This is a genomic window from Superficieibacter electus, from assembly GCF_002915575.1.
Taxonomy (GTDB): Bacteria; Pseudomonadota; Gammaproteobacteria; order Enterobacterales; family Enterobacteriaceae; genus Superficieibacter; species Superficieibacter electus.
The window spans coordinates 190,490-213,437 of sequence record NZ_PQGD01000010.1; the positions used below are offsets into that span (position 1 = coordinate 190,490).

Here is a 22,948-nt window from a genome sequence, read left to right on the forward strand (position 1 = left end):
CTTTGTGGCCTCAACTACAGTTCCAGTGCCTGTTCAACGACATGCTTCCCGTTCATCGTGCCGTAGTCGAGACCGCTAATAATCATTTGCTTAATGTGCGGCCACTTCTCTTTGAAATCTTTCTCAAGAAATGAGATTTGCGGAGCCAGCAACAGAATGTCGGTGCTGGTGGCGTATTCGACAAAATTGTTCGCCGATGTCGCCCTGATTTGTGCGTCTATATTGAGCTCAAGACAAGCCGCTTTCATTTTATTGACCATAACGCTGGTGGAAAATCCGCCCGCGCATAACAACGTGATTTGCAGCATATAATGTCTCCTTGAAGATTTTTGCGATTCAGGCATATTTTTTTATCTGTATCGATACAAGGTCATTGATGGTAATAGCGTTCATTAAATGATCCTGGGCGTGGATCATTAGCAGCGACACCGGGTGATGGATGCCTCTGGCTTCATCTTCAATCAGACGGGTTTGGGTTTTGTGCGCCTCGCGCAAAGCCAGCTCCGCCGCCGACAGTCGCGCGCGCGCCTCAACCAGGTTACCTTCACCCGCCAGCGATAACGCCTGAAGGCTCTGACTCCGGGCCTCGCCGGCGTTAACAATAATACTCAGAACGATCTCTTCAAGATCGAGGGCCGTTGCTGTAGTCACAATCCATATCCTTCTGTTAAATACACAGAGGAATAGCAATAAGCAGGCCAGAAGTTAAAAGGTTTATTTTTCAGCAACAAAGGAGAGATGATGGGGATGTGTTTAGACGTGTTTTATCAGAGTGCAAAGGCTGGCGGCGTTCGCCAGCCTTTGCACTGCGTTTGATTACCAGTTAAAACTTTTCACCAGCGTCAGCTCTCCTGCTTCGCGCATCGGCACAATAAAGGTTTCCTGCTTTTCATTTGCCGATCCTTCGTCGGTAATAATGCTCAACTGTGCCGTGGTAAGTTCGGTTTCGCTTCGTCCGCCAAAGTAATTAACATATACCAGATAGCGCCCCTTCAGCGGCGCAGGCATGGCGAAGATTTCCGGCCCATAGCCGGTGGTGACGTCAATATCCAGCGCACCGCCATTATTCAATGCCTGATTACCGTACCAGGCATGTTCACCATCCGGCGTAATGACGTGCATATCCAGATCGGTATTATCCGTATCCCATGACAGCACCAGCCGCAGGCGGGCGCGGATAGCCCCTGTCCCCGGCGTCGAATAAAACTGCACCCGATTACGGCTGTTACCATCAGGACTCACCACCTCAATACTGTTGCTGCCTTCCGAAAAAATATAGGGACGGGCAAAGGAGCCATCAGTTTCCACACGCTGCGGCATACTGACGCCGTTTACCACCAGTCGGCCGGGGACCTTTTTACCGGACGGGGTGAAATTTTTAATCTGCCCCCGGATCTGCGCGGAGATGTTTTGGTCGCTGGCCATATTGACGGTTGACGCCGGATAGTTTACCGACTGCGAGAACGATGCATTGTCGCCTTCTGCAGCATGCCAGCCGGACAACGGAGCATCGATTTGCACCTCCTGAACGCCCGTACTGTCGGCCAGCGTCGAAAGCGATACCAATAACAACGGGAACAAAATAGGTGACATTGTACGCATAGCATTAGTCCATTAATAAATGACGGGCCAGGTTTTCCACGTAAGACTCATCCAGCCCGGAAGGATAACCATCGAAGGCCAGATGCAAGTATTCGTGTGCTAAATCAAGCCGGTCCTGAAGCGTAAAGAAATTGCGAATATACAGGCGCTTTTGCTGCCTGTCGGTAAATGGAAAACCAGAAACCAGTTTGCAAACCGCAAAGGCAGGCGGCTCGCTGTAACCAGGCTCCGGGTTCAGTTGTGTACGCCACTGCTCCATTTTTGCCACTAGCCAGCGTTTTGCCTCCGGCATCGGCTGGCAGGTGGCTTGCGGGTCGTCCCAGCGACTCAGACTGGCATCCGGGAAGGCAGCAGAAAGAATCGCATCTACGCGTTGCCCTCTTTCTGCCTGCTCGCGCGCCATTTGCCATGAGAGCAACCCCGTCGCGGCGCGGTCTCTGTGATAATTAACCGCTCTTCCGGCGAGGATCATATCCTGCGTCCAGGCCGTGACCTCACGCGAGGCGCGGCTGGCGGGCGACGGCGAGACACGCTGGCTTGCGCTGCTGTCATTGATGACGAGACAGTCTCCCTCACGCTGCGCGTTTTGCAGTAAATAACTACGGATGACGATGGTCATCGCTTTTGCCGCCTCCAGCGGCGTCGCTGCCGCCTCGCGATCCAGCACTCTGGCAACGTACTCTTCACGATCAAGATGCGCCTGAAGGCGTGGCACGCCCTTCTCGGTCAGCAACATCGTTTCGCCGTTACTCACCAGGCTAATATGATTGCCATTACTGAACGTCACCCGATAACGTCCGTACAGAGGACCCGTTGTGATGCTACGTGTGGTGTTTTCTTTGACGACTGACTGCACCGGGTAACGGGCGAACAGATGCACCTGCACGCACTGACCGCTGGCGACACCTGACGACACAGGTAAAAACTGATCCAATACTGACGCATAGCGCATCAGTACCGTTTTACTGGTGCCGCTGCCGCCTGCCCATACCGGCGTACCGTCGGTCAGCCAACCGGCGAATCCTCCCCGCCGGGCCTGCGTTTCATCGCCGGAAAACCAGCTCCAGGTTTTCACCCGTAGCCGTCCCCCGAGCGCGGCGGCAAGCCCCTCTTTCGTACCATCCAGCATCACATCCAGCAACACGGTCCGGGCTTTTTGCTGTGCGGGCAAGACGGCTAACGAATCGAGTAGCGCGCTGACCCCAACCTGCGTTTGCGGCTGTAATGAGGAAAGCGAGAGCGCCCACGATGGGCCGTTGTGCTGACGCCAGTACGCTTCCCATGCGCGGGCATCAATATGTAACCGCGAGGGTGCAAAATAAAGCCCACAGGAGCGGACCAGTGCTGTATCACGCGTGATACGCTCTCCAGGATGGCAGCAATAAACCTCCCCGACGTCCTGCCCCTGACACTGATAAGGCTGCTCCGGCTGATGGGTATCTTCAAGCCAGGCGTAAACATACAGTTTCCATACGCTCCCCAGCGGCGTGAGCATCTTTTCCGCCAGGGGCATTGCGCGTGTTACGCCCGCCGTGGTTAAGGTATAAAGCTGGTTTCCCTGAGCCTCGCGTAGCGCCAGTTGCAGTGCAGGCTCCTCTGCCGTTGCCAGCAAGGGAAGAAAACACAGTAGACATAGCGTGCCGGACCACTTCATTTATTTCACCCGCATCTTAGTCCAGTCTGTATTCGGTGCCAGGCTCTGCTGATCCGTGGCGTAGCTGCGGATATAGCGAGCGGGAGGCAATACAAATTGCCCTTTTTGCGAGAAGCGCAGCAAATGACGGAAGGTTACGGTTCCGCTCAACGACTTCACGGGGATCATGTACGCCAGTTCGCTCGTTTCATTGCGCGCTTTTTCCAGCGCTGCCCCCTGCTGGTCTTTCGCCCCCGGTTTGCTGACGGAAATGCCCCAGGTGGTGCGTTCCACATCCGCTCCCGGTGGGAGCGGGACTTCAACCTGCCCATAACGTAGCGGTGATGCCTGCTCGCTGGTCAGCGTAATTTCATCAAGATAGAGCGCGTCACTGTCAATTTCATCATCGATGACGGGTTGCAGGATAAAGCTCATGGCGCTCTCGCCTGCCACCAGTTTGAATAAATGACGTTCGATGTTCACCCCCGGCATATTTTGCTGCGCATTGTCAGCCGGTGCGCGCCAGCGGATCTGCACATTGAGTGGCATTGCATCATCAGGTAGCGAGATGACCTCGGGCACATCCTGCCCGCTCCAGCGCCAGAACTCGCCACCATTTGCCGCATAGCGCTTCGCCCATGCGCCCGCAGGCGCGGGAAGGGCTACCGCAGGCACGGTATTCATGTATGTCGCCAACCAGTTCAGTGCCAGTGCACGATCCATGCCCGACTGCTGCGCGGTTAAGCTGCGAAGAATAGCGGCCGCCTGAGCGGCATCGCCGTTGCCGCTGAGCAAGACCACCGTGCGTGCCAGCGGCTGAGCGCTATCCGCCGCCAGACGCAGCGCAGCCGCCTGCGCCGCCTGGCTGCCAACGGAAGTCAGATTCGCTTTTTTCAGCAGCGTCGAGGTTAATACGCTCGCTACCGCATCCCCCAACGCCGAGTCGGGTTGCCAGAGGATCAGGCTATCATCCGGCGCAAGATTGTCATCACCGTTTTGCGCTGAACGGCTGGCCAGGGTTTCGTCCAGCCCCTTCAGCAGACTTTTCACCGGCAACCCCATTTCCTGCGCCCAGGCCAGCACCAGCGCCCGATGAAGCAGCGGCATCGTGTTGGCCTGCCCGGCATAGCTGTCCAGCATATGCTGCCAGTATTCAGGTGATTGAGGTACCCCTAACGCTTGGCTGGCCTGCCAGTCGGCGTACCATGCCCAGGCGGTCAACAGCGCGCTGCTATCTTCACTGTCACCCCACCAGGCGAAACGCGCGTCCGGTCCTGCCAGTTGCATCAGACGCAGGCGGTTGTTTTGCATCATCTGACGCAAATCGGCGGCGGCGGCACCGTCATGAGTGGGCAATGAACGCCATGCCAGACTCAAGGGAATCAGACGGCTGGCAGTATTGACTACGCCGCCATAAGGTTCATCAATAAGCTCATCAAGATTATTACGGAAAATATCCTGCACCGTGTCACTGCTTTGCAGACGAATGTTGCGCGCATGTGCCGGCAGTTCTAGCAGGTTATCTCCGCCGCTTAGCAGCACGTTTTTCTGCTCATCGACCCACCAGGCATTATGAATAAATGCTATCTGCGCGCTGATGCCATCCTGCCTCTGGCCGTTCTGCCACAGCTCGGCACTGAACAGACCGGACTGCTGAATCGACTGGGCCAGAGGAATATAGTTTGCGCCCTGATGAAGCGTCAGCGGCTTACGCTGCTCTTGTCCGGCAAAATGTGTGACCAGCTCAGCGGCGGCGTTATCCTGCTGGCTGAAGATAAACAGCCCGGCGTCAGGTTTATCTCCTTCACGGAACACCGTCGGCATGCTCAGTTTCATGTAGAGATTTTTTTCCGAGCGCAGGAACGACTGACTTTGCCCTACCAGGCCGTCAGCATTCATTCCCCTGGCGGTAATACGCCAGCGGGTCAGGGAATCCGGCATCAGGAAAGTAAAGTGCGCCTTGCCTTGTTTGTCCGTCGTCAGCGATGGCAGCCAGGCGGCGGTATCAACCTCTTCCCGGCGCGGACGTTCCAGCATTTTTACCCGCCGCTCGCTGCGGTTGGTCGCACCCGGCGTCGTGGGTTCGCTGGAGAGTGCCTGATCGTAAGTAATGAACGATAAACTGGAGCTGGTGCGCACATTGTCACGTCCCAGCGGGTAGAAAAATTTGCCGATATCCGGGGCGATTTCCGGCTGTAGCGCATAGATCATTTCATCCACCACGCTAACCGTCAACTGCGCAGAAACCGGTTTGCCTTTAAGCAGCGTAGTGAGTTCAACATTGACCAGCTCACCTGGCTGGTAGTGAGTTTTATCGGTTTTTACCTGTAGATCCAGGTGCGGCGTCGCCACTTTAATGCCAGCGTTCTGGAAACTGTACTGGCCGTGACGAGTATAAAGCACTGAAAAGGTCATATTCGGCGCAAAGGCTTCAGCAACCGGGACCAGGGCAATGTACTGGGTATCATTCAGACGCTGTAGCGTCAGCCAACTGGCAGGACGTGAGAGCAGCGACTGTTTCTCGACCCTATCGCGCTCCAGGGTTAGCAGCGCTTCTTGTACCGGCTCGGGAAACGTAATGAGCATTTTCGCCGTCTCACCCGGCTGGTACTGGGTTTTATCGGGCGTGATGTCAATGGTGCCAGTCTGCGCCTGACTGCCGGTGCCGCTGACGATATGACTGATACCGCCGATGATTAAATCGTCTTTATCGCGCAGCGTCAGCGTGTAGTTACCTGGTTTATCAAACCGCACGGTGAACGATTTCCCGTTTGCAGAGACACTCCCGCGTTGCGTGGCGCGATCCTCAAGACGGACCCACTCGTACTGCGCGGGTTTTGGCCCTGCGCCATCGAGTAGCGAATAGTGAAAAGCGACATCGTCACCGGCCTGGCTGAACCGGGAAGTCGTTTGCAGGGCATAGTGCGCTTGTCCACGTTCAATAAGGATCTCTTTGGTCGAATTGACCCGATACGCCGCGCCGTCACTGGCAGAAATGGTTAACAAATAACGGCTTGGTTTGTCTGCGGCGGGCAGATTTATCGCCACGCGCCCCGCCTCATCGGACACCATGTCGCTACTGGAGAGCTCTATCGGAAAGCGCCCTGCATAGCGCAGATCGTTGCCAACCATCGACAATTGCTGCGATCGCAGGCTTAACTGGACACGCGCTCCTTTTACGGCTTTACCATCGGGATAAAGCAGTTGCAGATGACCCTGCACCGCGTCCCCGGTTTTGAACTCTTTTTTATCCAGCGTTAGCGCCACTTCAAAGTGCGGTTTAATATAGCTCGCGACCCGAAACGCGCTGCTGTAAAGATGATTGCGGTACGCCAGGCGGAGTTCATAGCCGCCGGATACGGCGTTGTCAGGCAAGCGGAAGCTGGTCTGCCCGCCACTGCGCCCATCAAGGGTTATCTTCTGCGATTGCAGCACGCTGCCATTGGCATCAATCACAGAGAGCGTCGCGGGGGCACCGGTAATGGCCGATGAATGCAGCGCATCGTGGAATTCGCGCCCCAGTACTTTCACATCGACCCGATCGCCCGCACGATAAAGCGGTCGGTCGGTAAAGACGTACAACCGGGTATTATAAATTTCACTGTCGTAATAGAAGTTTTCTGAGACGAAAACGCCACCCTCTGCGTCTTTACCCAGAATGTACGACCGCTCCGGCGAAATATGTTTCAGCTTCAGAGCACCCTCATTGTCCGTCTTACCGCTGGCTAATATCCCCAGTCCGTCCGTCCACAGAATGTCCGTACCGGGTTTCACGTCGCCGTTGGTTTTTCCGGCCGTCCACACCAGCAGATCGTTGCCAGAGACTTTACTGAGCGCCACAGTATTAGAAACGAAAACCACGGTTGTGGCCCGATATTTGCCGATCATAGCTTCAACGAGATAAAGCCCCGGTTCCAGCTTGCCGAGCGGAATATAAACGTTGCCCGGTTGCGCCTGTACAAAGTTACTGGACGATCCTTCCAGTTCAACGCCTTTTGGCGGCTGGATAGGGATAGCGCTCCACAACGGATAGCGAAATTGCTCAACCAGCGGATATTTTTTCAACGGTGAGAACAGGTTCGTCTGAACATACTGCGAGGGTTTCGTTATGGCATTGCCGAGCTGTAATTCTGGCAGCGCCTGCGTTACCTTCTGGCGAGACTGCGAGGAAAACGAACGTTGCATAACGCGGCGAGATTTTCCGTACCAGTTGTCCCACAGAAAGGTGAGCGTGTTTGCCAGCCCGTCGCCTAAGTACTGCGGTTGAACAACGATGCGATGCAGGTTTTTCTGCTGACGCAGAAAGGCCAGCGGATCGGGAATGCGATAGAGGCGAATATCGGCTCCACCATACTCCTCCATACGGTAACGCTGGTAATCGCGGCCGGGAGCTTCAAGTCTGACTTTGGCTTCTTCCGTATTGGTAAAACTGCTATCGGCCAGCAGAAAAAAACTGTCTCCTGTCGGTGATGAATAACCGCTGTCGGGAAGCTCCTCACCGGCATGGGCACATGGAACCCCCAGCGCCGTTGCGATCAGCAGGGGAAGACAAAGGCGGGAAAAACGCTGCCCGCCTATCGCGCCAGAAAGTTTAAGCGATAAACGCCAATGAAATTGGGGTTTGAGTCGTTGGGTATCCATCGGGTATCGTTCCATGTCATGAGTTGTTGCAGACTGACGGCGCGCATTCCATTATCCGCGTGGGTAGCACTTCCGGTGTGGTAGATGACGTAACGTCCCATCCAGACCATTAAATGCTGGTCGTCGCCCTGATCAAAAAAAAGCATATCGCCAGGCAATGCCTGGTTCACATCCCGGCCAATAAAACGACTATTGTACTGGATCAATTTGATTGCATTGACATAAGGGCCAATGTTGCCGTTGCCCTGATCCCAGCGTTGCGCTAGCTGGCGCTGCTGCGGCGTTAAGGTCATTTCCGGCGGCAAAAAGCGGTTTGACAACCCGTTGCTGCGTAGCCACGAGGTATCGTGCGGTTTTAGGGCCTCATTTGCGGCAAAACGCACCAGCCCGGCACAATCCTGCTGATACCAGCGCGGACTCGGCCCCTGACGCAGTTGTTCTTCGGCAATACGCATAAACCACGAGCGAAACAGCGTCGATTGTTCGGCATCAAGCGTAACGGTCTGCGCCGCCGTTGCCAGCGCACAAACAAGCCAGCAGCATGCCGCCAGCAGACGGATCATAATGCCTTCCAGCTCACCGGTAGCCACTGCCAGGCGTCACCGGGTTCCGGTTGAGCCAGCATCATGACGTAACGAGGCTGCGCGGCTAATGCATCGATTTTCGGCATTAATAGCGTTTGCGCCGCGTTAAAGAAAACCGGCTCGGCATTTTTTGGCAGGCTCTCCAGCGTTTCGCGCCTCAGCAGTTTCGCCATGCCCTGAGGGTTAATGTAGAGCGGGACGAAATTCCCGTCGGGAATGACATCAGCCATCGGAGGTCGCGTTTTATTCAGCGTCTGCAATGCATTATTGACTAATGTATCGTCCAGAGAAAATGCCACCGTTTTGTCCTGTATTGCCAGCGATACGCGAAAGAATGCGGGCGACATCAGTTGCTCCGGGGAGGCAGATTTCGCTGCCGGATACTGGCCGTAACGCGAACTGACCTCGCGCTGCCAGATCGTCGCAGAGCCTGACTGTGTCTTTTTCACCGGCATTCGTCCCTGCGGCGCATTGCTTTCGCGCGCGCCGATGGCGTTCTCAAACAACATGGCCGGAAGTTGCGCCTGCTCAGCGCCGCCGTTAATGTTGCCGATAAATAACGGGCTCTGAAGTCTGGAGTTCTCATACCAGCAAAGCCCACCGGCACCGTCCAGCAGCCCGTTCAGTTCTTGCGAATTCGCACTGAGTTGCGAGAGCATTTGCTCTGCAATACCGTGGGAATACGGCACGGCCACACAAAAACTGGCACCTGAGGGCATGACGCTCCATAGCGGCGCGAAATCAAAGCTGGTGTCTTCGCTGGCGGATTTATCATTTAGCGCAAGCCAGCTATGCCATCCCCCGGCGTCCATATCAAACCGCACCCCGGCAAATGCCGGGATCAGGCGCTGATAACCAAAGCCCAGCAGGTTGGCATTCACCACGATGCGCTGGCGAACCTGTTGTTTGCCGGTTGCAGAAGGCACTCGCGCATTTAACCCAAACTGCGTATTCCAGTGCTGTTCACCGCTTAGTAAGCCACGGGCGATACTGGTTGCTGTTGCATCCTGTTCTTCGCCTTTAAACAGCATGTCGCTGCTGGAAAAAATCAGCATATTGTCATGATAAGTTGCAAAAAGCAGAGAGCGATTACCGTTATAACTCAGCGCATAAACAGGCACAGTCTCGCTGTTAATCCTGATGCCGCTGATTTCGGTTTTACTTAGCTGCCGATCGCTGGTCGCCGCAAACAACACTGGCTCAAGCAGTTTGCTCAATCCACTTCGCTGGATTAGCACCATGTAGTGCGACAGGCGACCTTTTTTATCGTGCCATAAGGCAGCCTCGGCAGGCTGATCCAGCAGCGAGGTCAGCAGTTTGTCCTGTAGCGTTAAATCATGCTCGTAGACAATGCGCCGGAGGCTGCCTTCAATGCCAAGGCGGTCAGGGTTGTGCTGGTAATAGAAAACGAAGTCTTCGCTGAGAACATCATGCAGAAAAGGAATTGTCAGAAGATCTTTGGGAAGCTGACTTAAGGAGTCGCTGTCAATCAGTACATCAGGCGTGTTGAGGTCTATCTGCAAATTGTTTTGCACGACCAGCGGCGTGAGCGTTTTTTCACTCACCGTGGAATAATGCTGCCATCCCCAGACTGCGGCAGAAAGCACTCCGAAAGCGCATAAGGTGATAGACGCATACAGCTTGCGCCCTTTCGCTTTCCTGGCGAAGGTATTTAATTCGGTCATGACTACTATCCCTGTCTTTTTACAGCCCACTATTTCCAGCAGCGGACTCAAACCGACCCGATGCAGTAGCGTTATTCAGTTGTACGTCAGTACTGCTGAAGAAGCTTATGCTTATATCCACTAAAAGCAACAGGTAATAAAATTAATTTCGCGATACAAAAAAACCACCCGAAGGTGGTTTCACGACACTGCTTATTGCTTTGATTATTCTATTTGTTTCCCATGGTGCCCGGGGCGGGACTTGAACCCGCACAGCGCGAACGCCGAGGGATTTTAAATCCCTTGTGTCTACCGATTTCACCACCCGGGCGCGGGAAAAAATTGGAGGCGCGTTCCGGAGTCGAACCGGACTAGACGGATTTGCAATCCGCTACATAACCGCTTTGCTAACGCGCCTTTAATACTCTAACACCCGCTATAGCCGATGCTTTAAACTGGAGCGGGAAACGAGACTCGAACTCGCGACCCCGACCTTGGCAAGGTCGTGCTCTACCAACTGAGCTATTCCCGCAATATCAAGCTATATAATCACTTGATTTTATTATCGTCTGGCATTCAGTGCTGCCGTTCGATGCGTTGCATTCTACTTACCTGAGGCGATGAGTCAACGATATTTTTCGCAACGGCGGCTCGTTTGCTGAAATTTACGGCGAAACGATCACGGTTCAAGCAAATCGCTGCGTGCGGCATTCAGATATTGCAGCATCGACCACAATGTCAGGATTGCCGCGACGAAAAATAGCGCGATACCCGCCCATGTCACCCACTCGTTAGGACGCCACAGCAGCCAGGTTAAGGCGACCATCTGGGCTGTGGTTTTTACCTTGCCAATCCATGATACGGCAACGTTGCTGCGTTTGCCCAACTCGGCCATCCATTCGCGCAGTGCGGAGATGATAATCTCCCGCGCAATCATCGTTGCCGCCGGTAAGGTGACCCACCAACTGTGATAATGCTCGGCCACCAGCACCATCGCAATGGCCACCAGCACTTTATCCGCTACCGGATCGAGAAATGCACCAAAACGCGTGCTTTGATTCCAGCGGCGGGCCAGAAACCCGTCAAACCAGTCAGTGACCGCCGCGATGAGAAAAATCAGCGCACAGGCAAAGGGTGCCCAAACGAACGGCAAATAAAATGCCAGCACGAAAAAGGGAATCAAAATAACGCGAAACAGAGTAAGCAACGTAGGGATATTAAATCGCATAGTGACGGGTAACTATCTGTTGTTAGTAAAAATTAGCCCTATGTTGCTACAAGGCACCTAATGTTTCAACGAGTAGAAGATCTTTTCTGCCAGACCCTGCGATATACCCGGTACTTTTGCGATCTCGTCAACGCTTGCATTCTGCAAACCCTGCAAACCGCCCATGTATTTTAGCAGCATCTGCCGCCGCTTGGGTCCCACGCCTTCAATCGTTTCCAGCGAGCTGGTATTTTTCACTTTCGCCCGTTTTTTGCGGTGCCCGCTAATGGCATGATCGTGGGATTCATCGCGAATATGCTGGATCACATGCAGCGCGGGTGAGTCAGGTGGCAGACTGAACCCTTCCCCTTCAGGCTCGAAAAACAGCGTTTCCAGCCCGGCCTTACGATCGGTCCCTTTCGCCACGCCAAGCAGGATGGGATGATGTTTATCCCAGGGGACTTCCAGCTCAGAAAACACGTTTTTCGCCTGTCCGAGCTGCCCCTTACCACCATCAATCAGGATCACGTCCGGGATTTTACTCGCTTCAATCGCTTTGCCATAACGACGACGCAGTACCTGATTCATGGCCGCGTAGTCATCACCGGGTGTGATCCCGGTAATATTGTAGCGACGATACTCGGCCCGTAGCGGACCATTACTGTCAAACACCACGCAGGAAGCCACCGTCTGTTCGCCCATCGTATGGCTGATGTCGAAACATTCCATTCGTCTGACTTCCGGCAATTTAAGCAGCGTGGCAAGCGCGGCGAGTCGCTGGTGTACCGTTGACTGCTGCGACAGTTTAGTCGTCAGCGCCGTTGCCGCGTTGGTGCGTGCCAGCTTCAAATAACGAGCGCGATCGCCACGCGGTTTGGTCTGCACGTTAACGCGTCGCCCGGCAAGTGTGGTGAGCGATTCTTCGAGCAGCGTTTTATCGCTGAGAGTAAAGTCCAGCAGGATCTCGCCCGGCAGGGTACGCATCTGGCTGCCCTGGAGATAAAACTGGCCGACAAAGGTTTCCACCACTTCACTCAGCTCCGTTCCACCGGGAACTTTAGGGAAGTAGCTACGACTGCCCAGCACTTTGCCCTGACGGATAAACAGCACGTGAATACAGGCCATGCCCGCATCAAAAGAAACGCCGATAACGTCAAGGTCGTCACCATTATTGGAGACAAACTGTTTTTCTGTTACCCGACGCACCGCCTGGATTTGATCGCGAATACGCGCAGCTTCCTCAAAATCCAGATTTTGACTGGCTTTTTCCATACGGGCGATGAGCTGTGTTAGTACCTGATCGTCTTTTCCGGCCAGGAAAAGGCGAACATATTCGACCTGCTGCGCATAGTCATCTTCACTTACCAGCCCTGCCACACACGGGCCAAGACAGCGCCCGATCTGATATTGCAGACAAGGACGTGAGCGATTGCGATAAACGCTATTTTCACACTGACGAATAGGGAAAATCTTCTGCAGCAGTGCCAGCGTTTCCCTTACCGCGTAACCATTAGGAAACGGGCCGAAATACTCGCCCTTCGCATGTTTTGCGCCACGATGCGTTGCCAGACGAGGATGCGTATCGCCACTCAAAAAGATAAACGGATACGATTTGTCGTCGCGCAGTAAGACATTGTACCGGGGCTGATAGAGCTTGATGTAATTATGCTCAAGCAGCAGCGCTTCGGTTTCCGTGTGGGTGACCGTCACGTCAATCTGGGCGATCAACGCCACCAGCGCCTCTGTTTTGCGCGAGGCAAGGTTGCCGCGAAAGTAGCTCGACAAGCGTTTTTTCAGATCTTTGGCTTTACCGACATAAATAACGGTGCCGCCAGCATCGTACATACGATAGACACCGGGTTGGCTGGTCACCGTTTTTAGAAAGGATTTTGAATCAAATACATCACTCACAGATTTGCTAACGACTCCGCATTACACAGGCCATGGCGGATTGCCAGGTGCGTCAGCTCGACATCACCATGAATGTTCAATTTGCTAAACATACGATAGCGATAGCTGTTCACCGTTTTAGGACTGAGATTCAGCTGTTCTGAGATCTCATTAACCTTCTGACCTTTGGTAATCATCAGCATAATCTGCAATTCGCGTTCAGACAAACTGGCAAACGGAGATTCCGTTTTTTCTGGCTTGATTTGACTGAGTGCCATTTGCTGTGCGATATCCGAGGCGATGTAGCGCTGACCGGAGTATACAGAGCGGATTGCGCTAACCACTTCCTGCGGAGCTGCGCCTTTACTCAGATAACCCGCAGCGCCTGCCTGCATTACCCTGGCTGGCAGCGGATTTTCGGTATGAACAGTGAGCATAATAACTTTTGTGTCGGGCGCAGCGCGGGCGATTTTGCGCGTCGCCTCCAGGCCACCAATACCAGGCATGTTCATATCCATCAATACCACGTCAACGGAATTTGCCCGGCACCATTTGACGGCGTCCTCGCCGCAGCAGGCCTCACCAACGACTTTTATGCCCTTAATATCTTCAAGAATGCGTCGTATCCCTGCGCGCACCAGCTCGTGGTCATCAACAAGAAAAACGTTGATCAAAGGAATAATCTCCTGAAAAGGGATAACGCTACTGACAACTGATTTTTCGTATATTACCGTTTTTTTGCTGAACATTGAAATGCAAAAAAAGACCAGAGATAAGATTTCGCCCGCGTTTTTCGAATTTTAATACCGCAGGCGATGCGATGTGAGGCGGCGCAACATCAAGAAGCGGATTTTTTTTCATTTTGCGCGTTATAACATGAAGAATACTTAACCAGGGCTTTAACAATAATTAACGCAATGAGAACAAAAAACAATTATTGGATACCGGGATTTAATCTTTTCAACGATTTTATCTAATTAGCGGCCGCGCAGACAAGCTGAACAAAAAACAACCACTCCTTTTTTTGCCTCAGCTTATGATATACTCCGCCGCCTTTGCTTTTAACATCGCGCCAGCGCGCAAGAATCATACGAGGAAAATAAATGAGCGCACCCGATTTTTCCACTTCTGACAATACTCAGCAACTGGCTCAGGAAGTCTCCTGCCTGAAAGCCATGCTTACGCTGATGCTACAGGCGATGGGACAGGCCGATGCTGGCCGCGTAATCATTAAGATGGAAAAACAAATCGCCCAGATCGACGATGAAAATCTGGCAGCGGTTTATTCCAGCACGGTTAAGCAAATTAAACAGGCCTACCGTCAGTAGTAGAATGGCCGGCTGAGAGCGAAACTCACAGCCGGTTATGCGTCTGGCACGCAGAACGTCGGGGCGGTCAGATTAAGCCAATCGCCACCGCGTAGCAGGCGATTTGCGTTTTATTGGGCGCATTAAACTTCCGCTGCATATTTTTCTGATGAAAGTTGACCGTATTTTCCGATATCGACAAAATAATAGCGATTTCAGCAGAGGTTTTGCCCTCGGCGGTCCATTTCAGAATTTCCAGTTCTCGCTTGCTAAACTTCATCTCGGGTGAAGCAACGAGTTCATCATTCAGCCGTAACAGTGCTTCGGTACTTAACTCAATTAACGTTCTCAACCGCAACTCGGTTTCGTCATCACTCACTTTTTTATTCTGTGCATGCTGACTGGCGACTGACAAGAAACCGGTAGCCCGGTTAGGTAAGACCGCACATTGGGTGATCCCCCCGCGCAATCCGTGGTCGCGAGCGGCATCCCAGAGGTTGGTTGCCTCGCAAAACAAATCATCGCTCCAGTTGACACAGCCATGCTGATAATTGTCCGTTTTTAAAACAGGATCGATCGCAAAATAGTTCTCAGACTGATAATGCTTCAGCCAGGACGCCGGATAGGTTGCGTGGAGCGATATTTTAGGGCGGGTAAAGGGCACCGGATGCCGGATACACAGCGAAAAAAAGTCATATTCAAGCCACTGAATTTGCTGTTGCAGCAGAGTATAAACCTCTTCTGCCACTGTCGCCGATTGAAAACGGTACAGCATCTCCCGCCGCCACGCGAAAAAGTCATTCTCCCTCATAACTGCCAATAATTCCCCTGCACTTCAATAATTATTATGTATACATCAAGCTAACACATAAAACTTATTTATTAATATAAAATATCCATTCTGAACAAATAAACAGTACCAAAACAGGACCAGACGCAGATAAGGCAAGGCCAAGCTCCGGTAATTTATGATTTTTTGGTTAAAACAGAGGCATACGCCGAGTTAAACGAAGCGGCAAATTACGCAGAGAACTTAAGTGAAATTTATATTCCATCGGGGAGAGACGGCACATCCGCAGGCCGGGCAGATGCGCCTGAATGATATTACTGGCTGAGAAACTTCTCCAGAAACTGCTTTGTGCGTGGCTGCTGTGGTGAAGTAAAGAGGGTTTTTGCCGGCCCCTGCTCAACGATGCGTCCCTGGTCCATAAAAATCGCCCGATCGGCCACGTCACGGGCAAAACTCATTTCATGGGTAACGATGACCATCGTGCGCTTCTCCAGCGCCAGTTGGCGAATGGTGTTGAGTACCTCGCCGACCAGCTCCGGGTCCAGTGCAGAGGTCGGCTCATCAAACAGGATCACATCCGGACGCATCGCCAGCGCGCGGGCAATCGCCACCCGCTGCTGCTGCCCGCCCGAAAGACGTTTGGGGTAGCTGTTCTCTTTCCCGCTAAGGCCCACTTTTTCCAGCAATTGCCGGGCGCGAGTCATTGCATCCTGTTTGTCTTCACCTTTGACGATGACCGGTCCTTCAATAATATTTTCCAGCACGGTGCGGTGGGGGAAGAGATTAAAGCTCTGAAAAACAAATCCCACGTGCTGGCGCAGGGTACGGATCTTCTCTTTTTGCTGGCCTAAAGGGCGGGCGGTATCGATGGTGATAGCGCCGACCCGAATCGTACCGCCTTCAGGCTGCTCCAGCAGATTAATACTGCGCAACAATGTGGTTTTCCCTGAACCACTGGGACCAATGATAGCGACGACTTCGCCCTCCTCCACGTCAAGATCGATACCGTGCAGCACCGTTTGCCCGTGAAATTTCTTCAGCAGTTGTTTAACTTCAATGGCACTCATTTCGGATCGCGCTCCTGACGGTTTAAGCGGTATTCAAAGTGATTTTGCAAAGCCGAAAGCGCCGTCGCCATCACCCAGTAAATCAACGATGCCGCCAGATACATGGTGAAGACCTCCAGCGTGCGAGAGGTAATCAACTGCGCCTGCCGGAAAAGCTCCGGCACCTGAATGGTCGCCGCCAGCGAGGTGTCTTTTACCAGACTGATAAAGCTGTTGCTCAGCGGCGGCAGCGCAACGCGTGCGGCCTGAGGCAGGATTGCCCGGCGCAGCGTCTGACCCGGCGTCATACCGATACTGGCCGCCGCTTCCCACTGGCCTTTATCAATAGATGAGATAGCAGCGCGCAGGGTTTCGGAGGTATACGCTGCGGTATTAAGGGATAAACCAATCATCGCGGCCGGGATCGGGTCCAGCTCAATGCCAAACTGCGGCAGACCGTAATAAATCATAAATAGCTGAGCAATCAGCGGCGTGCCGCGAAAAACGGAAATATAAAACCGCGCCAGCCAGCGGATCACCAGCACCGGCGACATGCGCATCAGCGCCAGGATAAAGCCCAGCAACAGGCCAAAAAACATCCCGCCGATACTCAGCTGTAAGGTAAACACCGCCCCGCGCAGCAGGAAAGGCGCGGAATCGAGGACCAGTTGTAGACTCTCTTGCATTGTGAGTAGTATGCCTTAAACGTGCGGATGATAGGCAAACAGCGCAGGTGCGCCGCCGGTATGAATAAACAGAATCGGACCGTCGTCCTTAAAGCGCTGGCGAGTAATACCATCAATCAGACCTGCCATGGCTTTACCGGTATATACCGGGTCGAGCAAAATACCCTCCAGTTTAGCCAGCAGCTTAACGGCTTCCAGACCTTCTTCGCTCGGCATCCCATAGCCGGGCGCAAAATAGTCATCCCAGAGATGGATCTCAGCCGTGGCGGACAGTTCCAGACTCTGAGCGACCGCCTGTTGCAGGGCAACCACTTTGGGTAACTGATCGGCCACTTTTCGTGACACTGTCACGCCAATCAAATCGGCTTCCGGCATCAGTTGTTCCAGCCCAACGGCCAGTCCGGCGTGGGTTCCGGCGCTGCCGGAGGCCACCACCACCGAAGAGATATTGACCGCACCTTCGCACTGTTGAGCTATTTCCAGTGCGCTTTCAACATAGCCTAATGCACCCAACGCGTTAGAACCACCCACCGGTATGACATACGGGCGAAAACCCTGAGCTTCAAGACGCATCGCCAGTTCACCGAGCTGCTGGTCAGGGTTATCCAGCGCTGAGCACATTTCAACCTGGACATCGAACAGATCCAGCAGCAGGCGGTTGCCGTTAGTAAGATAGTTTTCTGCCGTGGTACCAATGGGGTTTTCCAGCAGCGCCACGCAATGCAGCCCCAGCTTAGCCGCCACCGCCGCCGTCTGACGGACATGGTTAGACTGGATCGCACCCGCGGTCACTAAGGTGTCCGCGCCTTCACGCAACGCATCGGCGGCAAGAAACTCCAGGTTGCGCAGTTTATTACCGCCGAGCGCCATCGGTGTCACATCATCGCGCTTGATAAAGATTTCGCGGCCAAGATAGTCCGAGAAGCGTGGCAGATATTCCAGTGGCGTCGGCGCGCCAATCAGTTCCAGACGGGGAAAGCGGGTTAAGTTGTGCAGCGACATGCAACCTCCTGACAAATTTCTTTTTATTATGCACGCTATGGGCGAGAAAGAAAAAAAGTACCGTGATACCCCCCCTTTCGCCTGCGGTTTGCTACTGTTTCGCAGTTAAATGGGGCGAGAATCAGGCAGATAGCTGATAATTTACACTTTCCATAGCGGATTACCGTCCAGCAAAAGCCTCTCTGAAACAGGCGTTTTAAACAAACCTAAGAGGCATCGGGTATTCACGTTATGTCATTCATTATTTCATCGTCAATCCCCGATCAACGTGGGGAGAAATAACCCTCTCGTTAATCAGTGCTACCCTAAGTTAAATTATTTGCGCAAGTTGCCGGATACCCTGTCGCAGAACATCCGGGGAATGATTCGCAAAACCAAGCAGGATGCCTTCCTTCGCTGGAGGTCGTTGGCAATAGCGATCAAGCGATTGTATTCCCATTCCATGTTGGCGCGCTTTTGCTTCAACCTCTTTTCCCTTTAATCCATTCTGTAACCAGCAGACTAAATGAATACCTGAGTCCGAAGGATGGACAATCATCTTGTGTGCTAAATACTCATCAATGGCAGCAATGAGCGCCATCTTACGTTCATAGCATTTTTTACGAATACGCCGTACGTGGCTGGCGTAATGCCCTTCTTCGATAAAACGGGCCAGCACAGCCTGCTCGAGATAGCCGGTGCAGACATCGGAAATATATTTAGCGTTCAGTAAATAATCCTGTAATCCTGCAGGCGCGACTAAAAAACCCAGCCGAAATTCCGGGTACATCATTTTAGAGAATGTTCCTGAATAAATGACCCGATTATATTTGTCCAGTCCCTGGAGAGCCTGCACTGAGCGAGTGGCGTAGCGAAACTCACTATTGTAATCATCTTCGAATATCCATGTCTGATTGACGTGCGCCCACTCCAGTAACGCAAGCCGCCGAGAAAGGCTGAGGGTGCCACCCAGCGGAAATTGATGTGATGGGGCGGTATACACCAGACGGGGAGTGGAATAATGCGCAATACCGTCGTTAATATCTATGCCATCGGTATCGACCCGGACGGGCCTGACAACAGCGCCACCAGCAGTAAATGCGCCTCGGGCTCCATTATAACCCGGGTCGTCCAGCCATACCTCGCTACCAGGCGAAAGTAGTGCTTTCGCCGTAATGTTCAGTGCCTGCTGGATGCCATTGACAATGATGACCTGGTCTTCATGGCAATGAACGCCTCGGGTGGTCTTAATATAAGCACTGATAGCTCGCCGTAGCGGTTTATACCCTCCGGGGTGTGTATGCAGGCCAAGCTCCCGCTTTGATTGCCGCCAGACCCGGCCAAGTAGTCGTCCCCACAGCGCATGAGGAAACAGATCGGTACAGCCGACCCCAACGGTGAAAAGACGGTGGTTCTTATTATCTTTCTGACTTTCTATCCATAAAGGGCTGACTGCAGTGATATCAGCGTTCAGTTGATCCGTAGAAAAATGCCGTGATTCAGGGGAAATACCCGGTTGACATACGCCAATCGCACTCTCTGGAATGCTTTGTGCCACAAAGGTGCCTGAACCTTTACGCGTTTCGAGATAGCCTTCATCTAACAGACGGTGAAGGCCAGCAATCACGGAATTGCGAGAAATCGCCATCATCTCTGCCAGTGCACGGCTGGACGGTATTCTTGCGCCAGCCATCAGAACTCCGTCAAGAATGGCATTGCGAATCGCACTGTACACTTGATCCTTAATGATGCCATCTTTTAAGAGCAAATCCTGAAAAAAGGGGGCAATCGCTTTTTTAGTGGACATCTTCATCCCTGGTACGCTTAAAAGTGGACCCTAAAAATATATAAAAACTGTCCCTTAATAGATACCAAAACTGCGTTTATTATGGCGTCCGAAATTGACCCGTCACCGTATGAATGTGAGGAAAATTATGATTATGGACAGTGACATCAAGAACGTAACTATTCAACAGGCAATTAATGAGGATTACGCACAGTGGATACCCTTATGGAAAAGCTATCAGGAATTTTATGGTGTCGACATTCCCGAACCGATAACGCGTTTGAACTGGGGCCGCTTTTTTGATGCTGGTGAACCTATGTTTTGCGCTGTAGCAAAGGTCGATGATCACATAATTGGGTTTGTACATTACCTGTTTCACCGCTCCACCTGGGCTGCGACAAACTACTGTTATCTCGAAGATCTCTTTGTCAGGCCAGATGTCCGTGGTAAGCAGGTCGGAAAACAGCTCATTGACTATGTCAGACAACAGGCTCATGCCCATGAAGCCTCACGTCTGTACTGGCATACTCATCAAACCAATTTGCGTGGGCAGCGCCTGTACGATTGGGTAGCGAAAAAAAGCGGCATGATAGAGTACCAAATGCCGATGTGATAACCGGCGTTTGTTTAACCGCCGCAAGTACCCACTGACGTGACGTCGTAAGTTAGGGGAAAAGAGGGGGACAACGTCCTGGCGTCTTGTCAGGACGTTGTCAATTTCACAAGTGATTTGTTGACGGTGGGTGTTATTTACCTGGTCACGTCCGCGCCAAACCATTTCTCGGACAGAGCCTTCAGGCTGCCGTCTTTCTGCATATCCGCAATGGCGTTATCCACCGCTTTCAGCAGATCGTCGTTGCCTTTACGCACCGCGACGCCCGCTTCCTGGCGAGAGAACGCATCACCCGCCACCGCCAGCGTATTATTGGTTTTCTTAACCAGATCCAGCGCTGCCAGGCGGTCAACCAGAATGGCATCAATACGGCCTACGCGCAGATCCTGATATTTAGTCGGATCATCATCATAGGTACGAATATCCACGCCCTGCACGTTCTGGCGCAGCCACTCTTCATAGTTGGTGCCAAGACCCACGCCAACCTTTTTACCTTTCAGATCGGCGGCGGATTTAATATTGCCCTCATTGCCCTTTTTCACCAGCGCCTGGATACCGGAAACGGTGTACGGCGTGGAGAAATCGTATTTCTTTTTCCGCTCGTCGGAGATGGTGACCTGGTTAATCACTACATCAATACGTTTGGAATCCAGCGATGCCAACATCCCGTCCCACTTGGTGGGCTTGAGAGAGGCTTTCACACCCAGATGCTGGGCCAGTTGTTCGGCAAATTCGACTTCAAAACCGGTCAGCTTGCCGTCATCACCCTGAAAACTGAACGGCGGATAGGTGCCTTCCAGCCCTACCAGTAGCGTGCCGCGCTCTTTCACTTTGTTCAGCAGACCTTCATCGGCGAAGGTTTTCGCGCTCACGCCTGCCATTAATGCTACTGCCATTACGCCCATCAGCGCCTGACGACCCAGAAGTGCTAGTTTCATAATTGCCCCGACCAGAGAAAAATTGACTGTATTGTAAGGCGTTAGCACAGGATCGCCAGCACCTTTGCGCTACAACTTATTCACTTTTAATATATATCACAAACCTCGGCGTGCGCGATGTCCTGTGTGTCGGCCAGCGCATGACGCGTCTGAAACTGGACATACTTGCGTAAGGCAATGCGGTAGTTATTCGTGCTGGTCGTTGGCAGCCAGGGTTCGAGATTTTCATCGGGGAAACCTTCATCCAGCAAGCGGCGAGAGACGTTCTGCTCAGTCAGATGATTACCAAGACGGCGCAGGCGTACGACGTATTCACGCACGGTACCGTGACTCATCTCGGTGTGTTCAAAAAGATATTGCTTAAAGCCGATAATATCAAAATAGTCGCTCTGCGTTTTGCAGTGCAGATCGCCGCAGAATCGGCAGAGTGCGACCCATTTTTGCTGCTCGACCAGCCAGGTCTCATCATCAATCAACATATCGAGGCGGGAAATAGCGATTTTGTTGACGATTTCGCCCTGGCGGACCAGCGTGATGCGGTCAAGCAGCTTGTGGCAATGGGCGCAATGCGTCTGGCTGTGTTTAAAGTCTTTTAGGTAGCGGCTTAGGGGCCGTCTTTTTACTTGCTGCACCGTCATGATAACTCCTGGTTGTCATTGCGTTGTGCGGCACTTTTCAGGGGCGGTGAATTCACCTCCAACCTATAACTTACCCAGGCGGCTCCTCAGGCGTTTAATCGCCTGACTGTGCAACTGGCTGACCCGCGACTCGCCGACTTCCAGAACTGCGCCGATCTCTTTGAGGTTCAGCTCTTCCTGATAGTACAGCGTGAGCACCAGCTGTTCGCGTTCCGGTAAGGCTTCTATCGCCTCCATCACGCGCTGGCGCAGGTTGCTGTCCAGCAATTGTTGCAGCGGATTTTCCCGCTGATGGTCGTCCGATACCAGCTCAATACCGTCGCCATGCTCTTCATGCCATTCATCCCAGGAGAAGAGTTGACTATTATTGGTATCCAGCAGCATCTGGCGATAATCTTCAACAGGAATGCCGAGATGCTGCGCAACTTCGGTTTCGGTTGCGTTACGTCCCAGCTGTTGCTCCAGCTGTCCCATTGCCTGCGCGACTTCACGCGCGTTGCGGCGAACGCTGCGCGGCACCCAGTCGCGACTGCGCAATTCGTCCAGCATCGCCCCGCGAATGCGTTGCACTGCGTAAGTTGTAAATGCCGTTCCTTGCAGAGCATCGTATCGTTCAACGGCATTTAATAACCCAATGCCACCCGCCTGAAGCAGATCGTCCAGTTCCACGCTCGCTGGCAAGCGCACCTGAAGGCGCAATGCTTCATGACGCACCAGAGGTACATAACGCTGCCATAGCGAGTGTTTATCCATTACACCTTCAGCGGTATAGAGTGAAGTCACGATAAACAGCCCTGCGTTAATGAGTTATCGGCATGATTATCCGTTTCTGGAGGGCTTTTAATCGGATGAATAGTGGGTGAAATGGGGGGTTATTTAGGGATTACGACAGATCGGAGCAGTAAAAAAACCCCGCCGAAGCGGGGTTTGACAGGTAAGAAA

General features: G+C 52.9%; 21 protein-coding genes and 3 tRNA genes. 3 read left to right on the forward strand and 21 right to left on the reverse strand.

The features are described 5' to 3' along the window. Nucleotides 1-14: 14 nt before the first annotated feature. From CHU32_RS14165 to uvrY, 13 genes are all read right to left on the reverse strand, one after another. Nucleotides 15-308, reverse strand: a complete 294-nt coding sequence (locus tag CHU32_RS14165; protein WP_103676161.1) for a PTS sugar transporter subunit IIB — start codon at nt 306-308, stop codon at nt 15-17. 28 nt (nt 309-336) lie between these two features. Next, entirely contained in the window at nt 337-651 is a 315-nt protein-coding gene (locus CHU32_RS14170) for a PTS sugar transporter subunit IIA (RefSeq protein WP_103676162.1), read from the reverse strand. A gap of 165 nt (nt 652-816) precedes the next feature. After that, nucleotides 817-1,593 carry a YfaP family protein gene (locus tag CHU32_RS14175; protein WP_103676197.1) on the reverse strand — a complete coding sequence of 259 codons (777 nt, stop codon included), beginning with the start codon at nt 1,591-1,593 and terminating at the stop codon, nt 817-819. A gap of 13 nt (nt 1,594-1,606) precedes the next feature. Beyond that, nucleotides 1,607-3,256 (reverse strand): DUF2300 domain-containing protein, encoded by a 1,650-nt coding sequence (locus tag CHU32_RS14180; RefSeq protein ID WP_103676163.1) that lies wholly within the window; start codon nt 3,254-3,256, stop codon nt 1,607-1,609. Further along, nucleotides 3,257-7,876 carry an alpha-2-macroglobulin family protein gene (locus CHU32_RS14185; RefSeq protein WP_103676164.1) on the reverse strand — a complete coding sequence of 1,540 codons (4,620 nt, stop codon included), beginning with the start codon at nt 7,874-7,876 and terminating at the stop codon, nt 3,257-3,259. It abuts the gene before it with no gap. Then, nucleotides 7,810-8,439, reverse strand: a complete 630-nt coding sequence (locus CHU32_RS14190; protein ID WP_425444895.1) for a DUF1175 domain-containing protein — start codon at nt 8,437-8,439, stop codon at nt 7,810-7,812. The genes CHU32_RS14185 and CHU32_RS14190 overlap by 67 nt, the downstream gene beginning before the upstream one ends. Beyond that, entirely contained in the window at nt 8,436-10,145 is a 1,710-nt protein-coding gene (locus CHU32_RS14195; protein WP_103676165.1) for a DUF2138 domain-containing protein, read from the reverse strand. Before CHU32_RS14195 ends, CHU32_RS14190 begins: the two co-directional genes overlap by 4 nt. Before the next feature lie 223 nt (nt 10,146-10,368). Continuing rightward, nucleotides 10,369-10,455: transfer RNA gene (locus CHU32_RS14200), tRNA-Leu, on the reverse strand. Between the two features lie 12 nt (nt 10,456-10,467). Further along, nucleotides 10,468-10,541 (reverse strand) — tRNA-Cys (locus tag CHU32_RS14205). 39 nt (nt 10,542-10,580) lie between these two features. Continuing rightward, nucleotides 10,581-10,656 (reverse strand) — tRNA-Gly (locus CHU32_RS14210). 147 nt (nt 10,657-10,803) lie between these two features. Next, nucleotides 10,804-11,352, reverse strand: a complete 549-nt coding sequence (pgsA, locus tag CHU32_RS14215; protein ID WP_103676166.1) for a CDP-diacylglycerol--glycerol-3-phosphate 3-phosphatidyltransferase — start codon at nt 11,350-11,352, stop codon at nt 10,804-10,806. Nucleotides 11,353-11,409: 57 nt separating this feature from the next. Then, nucleotides 11,410-13,242, reverse strand: a complete 1,833-nt coding sequence (gene uvrC / locus CHU32_RS14220) for an excinuclease ABC subunit UvrC (RefSeq protein ID WP_103676167.1) — start codon at nt 13,240-13,242, stop codon at nt 11,410-11,412. Then, nucleotides 13,239-13,895 (reverse strand): UvrY/SirA/GacA family response regulator transcription factor, encoded by a 657-nt coding sequence (gene uvrY, locus CHU32_RS14225; protein ID WP_103676199.1) that lies wholly within the window; start codon nt 13,893-13,895, stop codon nt 13,239-13,241. Before uvrY ends, uvrC begins: the two co-directional genes overlap by 4 nt. Before the next feature lie 362 nt (nt 13,896-14,257). Between uvrY and CHU32_RS28935 the strand changes: the two genes are divergently transcribed. Together CHU32_RS28935 and CHU32_RS14230 are read left to right on the forward strand one after the other, a co-directional pair. Beyond that, nucleotides 14,258-14,353, forward strand: a complete 96-nt coding sequence (locus CHU32_RS28935) for a hypothetical protein (protein WP_425444893.1) — start codon at nt 14,258-14,260, stop codon at nt 14,351-14,353. Further along, on the forward strand, nt 14,325-14,549 hold the full coding sequence (locus CHU32_RS14230; RefSeq protein ID WP_103676168.1) for a DUF2594 family protein: 225 nt from the start codon (nt 14,325-14,327) through the stop codon (nt 14,547-14,549). The genes CHU32_RS28935 and CHU32_RS14230 overlap by 29 nt, the downstream gene beginning before the upstream one ends. Before the next feature lie 67 nt (nt 14,550-14,616). On the opposite strand, the gene sdiA is transcribed toward CHU32_RS14230, so the two are convergent. From sdiA to pdxR, 5 genes are all read right to left on the reverse strand, one after another. Further along, a complete protein-coding gene (sdiA, locus tag CHU32_RS14235; RefSeq protein ID WP_103676169.1) occupies nt 14,617-15,339 on the reverse strand; it encodes a quorum-sensing transcriptional regulator SdiA in 723 nt (240 codons plus the stop codon). A 293-nt stretch (nt 15,340-15,632) separates the two neighbouring features. Next, the gene (tcyN, locus tag CHU32_RS14240) at nt 15,633-16,385 is read right to left on the reverse strand and encodes an L-cystine ABC transporter ATP-binding protein TcyN (RefSeq protein WP_103676170.1); all 753 of its coding nucleotides are present in this window, start codon (nt 16,383-16,385) and stop codon (nt 15,633-15,635) included. Next, nucleotides 16,382-17,050, reverse strand: a complete 669-nt coding sequence (tcyL, locus tag CHU32_RS14245) for a cystine ABC transporter permease (RefSeq protein WP_103676171.1) — start codon at nt 17,048-17,050, stop codon at nt 16,382-16,384. The genes tcyN and tcyL overlap by 4 nt, the downstream gene beginning before the upstream one ends. A 15-nt stretch (nt 17,051-17,065) precedes the next feature. Beyond that, complete coding sequence (gene dcyD / locus CHU32_RS14250) at nt 17,066-18,052, reverse strand: D-cysteine desulfhydrase (RefSeq protein ID WP_103750872.1); 987 nt, start codon at nt 18,050-18,052, stop codon at nt 17,066-17,068. A 310-nt stretch (nt 18,053-18,362) separates the two neighbouring features. Further along, nucleotides 18,363-19,838 carry a MocR-like pyridoxine biosynthesis transcription factor PdxR gene (pdxR, locus tag CHU32_RS14255; protein ID WP_103676173.1) on the reverse strand — a complete coding sequence of 492 codons (1,476 nt, stop codon included), beginning with the start codon at nt 19,836-19,838 and terminating at the stop codon, nt 18,363-18,365. Between the two features lie 127 nt (nt 19,839-19,965). Between pdxR and CHU32_RS14260 the strand changes: the two genes are divergently transcribed. After that, nucleotides 19,966-20,430 carry a GNAT family N-acetyltransferase gene (locus CHU32_RS14260; RefSeq protein ID WP_103676174.1) on the forward strand — a complete coding sequence of 155 codons (465 nt, stop codon included), beginning with the start codon at nt 19,966-19,968 and terminating at the stop codon, nt 20,428-20,430. A gap of 137 nt (nt 20,431-20,567) precedes the next feature. On the opposite strand, the gene tcyJ is transcribed toward CHU32_RS14260, so the two are convergent. The 3 genes from tcyJ to CHU32_RS14275 all read right to left on the reverse strand — a co-directional run bounded on the left by tcyJ (nt 20,568) and on the right by CHU32_RS14275 (nt 22,789). Beyond that, nucleotides 20,568-21,368 (reverse strand): cystine ABC transporter substrate-binding protein, encoded by an 801-nt coding sequence (tcyJ, locus tag CHU32_RS14265; protein WP_103676200.1) that lies wholly within the window; start codon nt 21,366-21,368, stop codon nt 20,568-20,570. 86 nt (nt 21,369-21,454) lie between these two features. Then, nucleotides 21,455-22,006, reverse strand: coding sequence for a flagella biosynthesis regulatory protein FliZ (fliZ, locus tag CHU32_RS14270; RefSeq protein ID WP_103676175.1), 552 nt, complete (start codon nt 22,004-22,006; stop codon nt 21,455-21,457). Between the two features lie 63 nt (nt 22,007-22,069). Beyond that, nucleotides 22,070-22,789, reverse strand: coding sequence for an RNA polymerase sigma factor FliA (locus tag CHU32_RS14275; protein WP_103676176.1), 720 nt, complete (start codon nt 22,787-22,789; stop codon nt 22,070-22,072). Between the last annotated feature and the right edge of the window lie 159 nt (nt 22,790-22,948).

Coding starts and splice junctions, on each gene's coding strand:
- CHU32_RS14165 (WP_103676161.1), bottom strand. CDS start 308: ATGCTGCAAATCACGTTGTTATGCGCGGGCGGATTTTCCACCAGCGTT.
- CHU32_RS14175 (WP_103676197.1), bottom strand. CDS start 1,593: ATGTCACCTATTTTGTTCCCGTTGTTATTGGTATCGCTTTCGACGCTG.
- CHU32_RS14180 (WP_103676163.1), bottom strand. CDS start 3,256: ATGAAGTGGTCCGGCACGCTATGTCTACTGTGTTTTCTTCCCTTGCTG.
- CHU32_RS14185 (WP_103676164.1), bottom strand. CDS start 7,876: ATGGATACCCAACGACTCAAACCCCAATTTCATTGGCGTTTATCGCTT.
- CHU32_RS14190 (WP_425444895.1), bottom strand. CDS start 8,439: ATGATCCGTCTGCTGGCGGCATGCTGCTGGCTTGTTTGTGCGCTGGCA.
- CHU32_RS14195 (WP_103676165.1), bottom strand. CDS start 10,145: ATGACCGAATTAAATACCTTCGCCAGGAAAGCGAAAGGGCGCAAGCTG.
- pgsA (WP_103676166.1), bottom strand. CDS start 11,352: ATGCGATTTAATATCCCTACGTTGCTTACTCTGTTTCGCGTTATTTTG.
- CHU32_RS28935 (WP_425444893.1), top strand. CDS start 14,258: ATGATATACTCCGCCGCCTTTGCTTTTAACATCGCGCCAGCGCGCAAG.
- CHU32_RS14230 (WP_103676168.1), top strand. CDS start 14,325: ATGAGCGCACCCGATTTTTCCACTTCTGACAATACTCAGCAACTGGCT.
- sdiA (WP_103676169.1), bottom strand. CDS start 15,339: ATGAGGGAGAATGACTTTTTCGCGTGGCGGCGGGAGATGCTGTACCGT.
- tcyN (WP_103676170.1), bottom strand. CDS start 16,385: ATGAGTGCCATTGAAGTTAAACAACTGCTGAAGAAATTTCACGGGCAA.
- tcyL (WP_103676171.1), bottom strand. CDS start 17,050: ATGCAAGAGAGTCTACAACTGGTCCTCGATTCCGCGCCTTTCCTGCTG.
- dcyD (WP_103750872.1), bottom strand. CDS start 18,052: ATGTCGCTGCACAACTTAACCCGCTTTCCCCGTCTGGAACTGATTGGC.
- pdxR (WP_103676173.1), bottom strand. CDS start 19,838: ATGTCCACTAAAAAAGCGATTGCCCCCTTTTTTCAGGATTTGCTCTTA.
- CHU32_RS14260 (WP_103676174.1), top strand. CDS start 19,966: ATGATTATGGACAGTGACATCAAGAACGTAACTATTCAACAGGCAATT.
- tcyJ (WP_103676200.1), bottom strand. CDS start 21,368: ATGAAACTAGCACTTCTGGGTCGTCAGGCGCTGATGGGCGTAATGGCA.
- fliZ (WP_103676175.1), bottom strand. CDS start 22,006: ATGACGGTGCAGCAAGTAAAAAGACGGCCCCTAAGCCGCTACCTAAAA.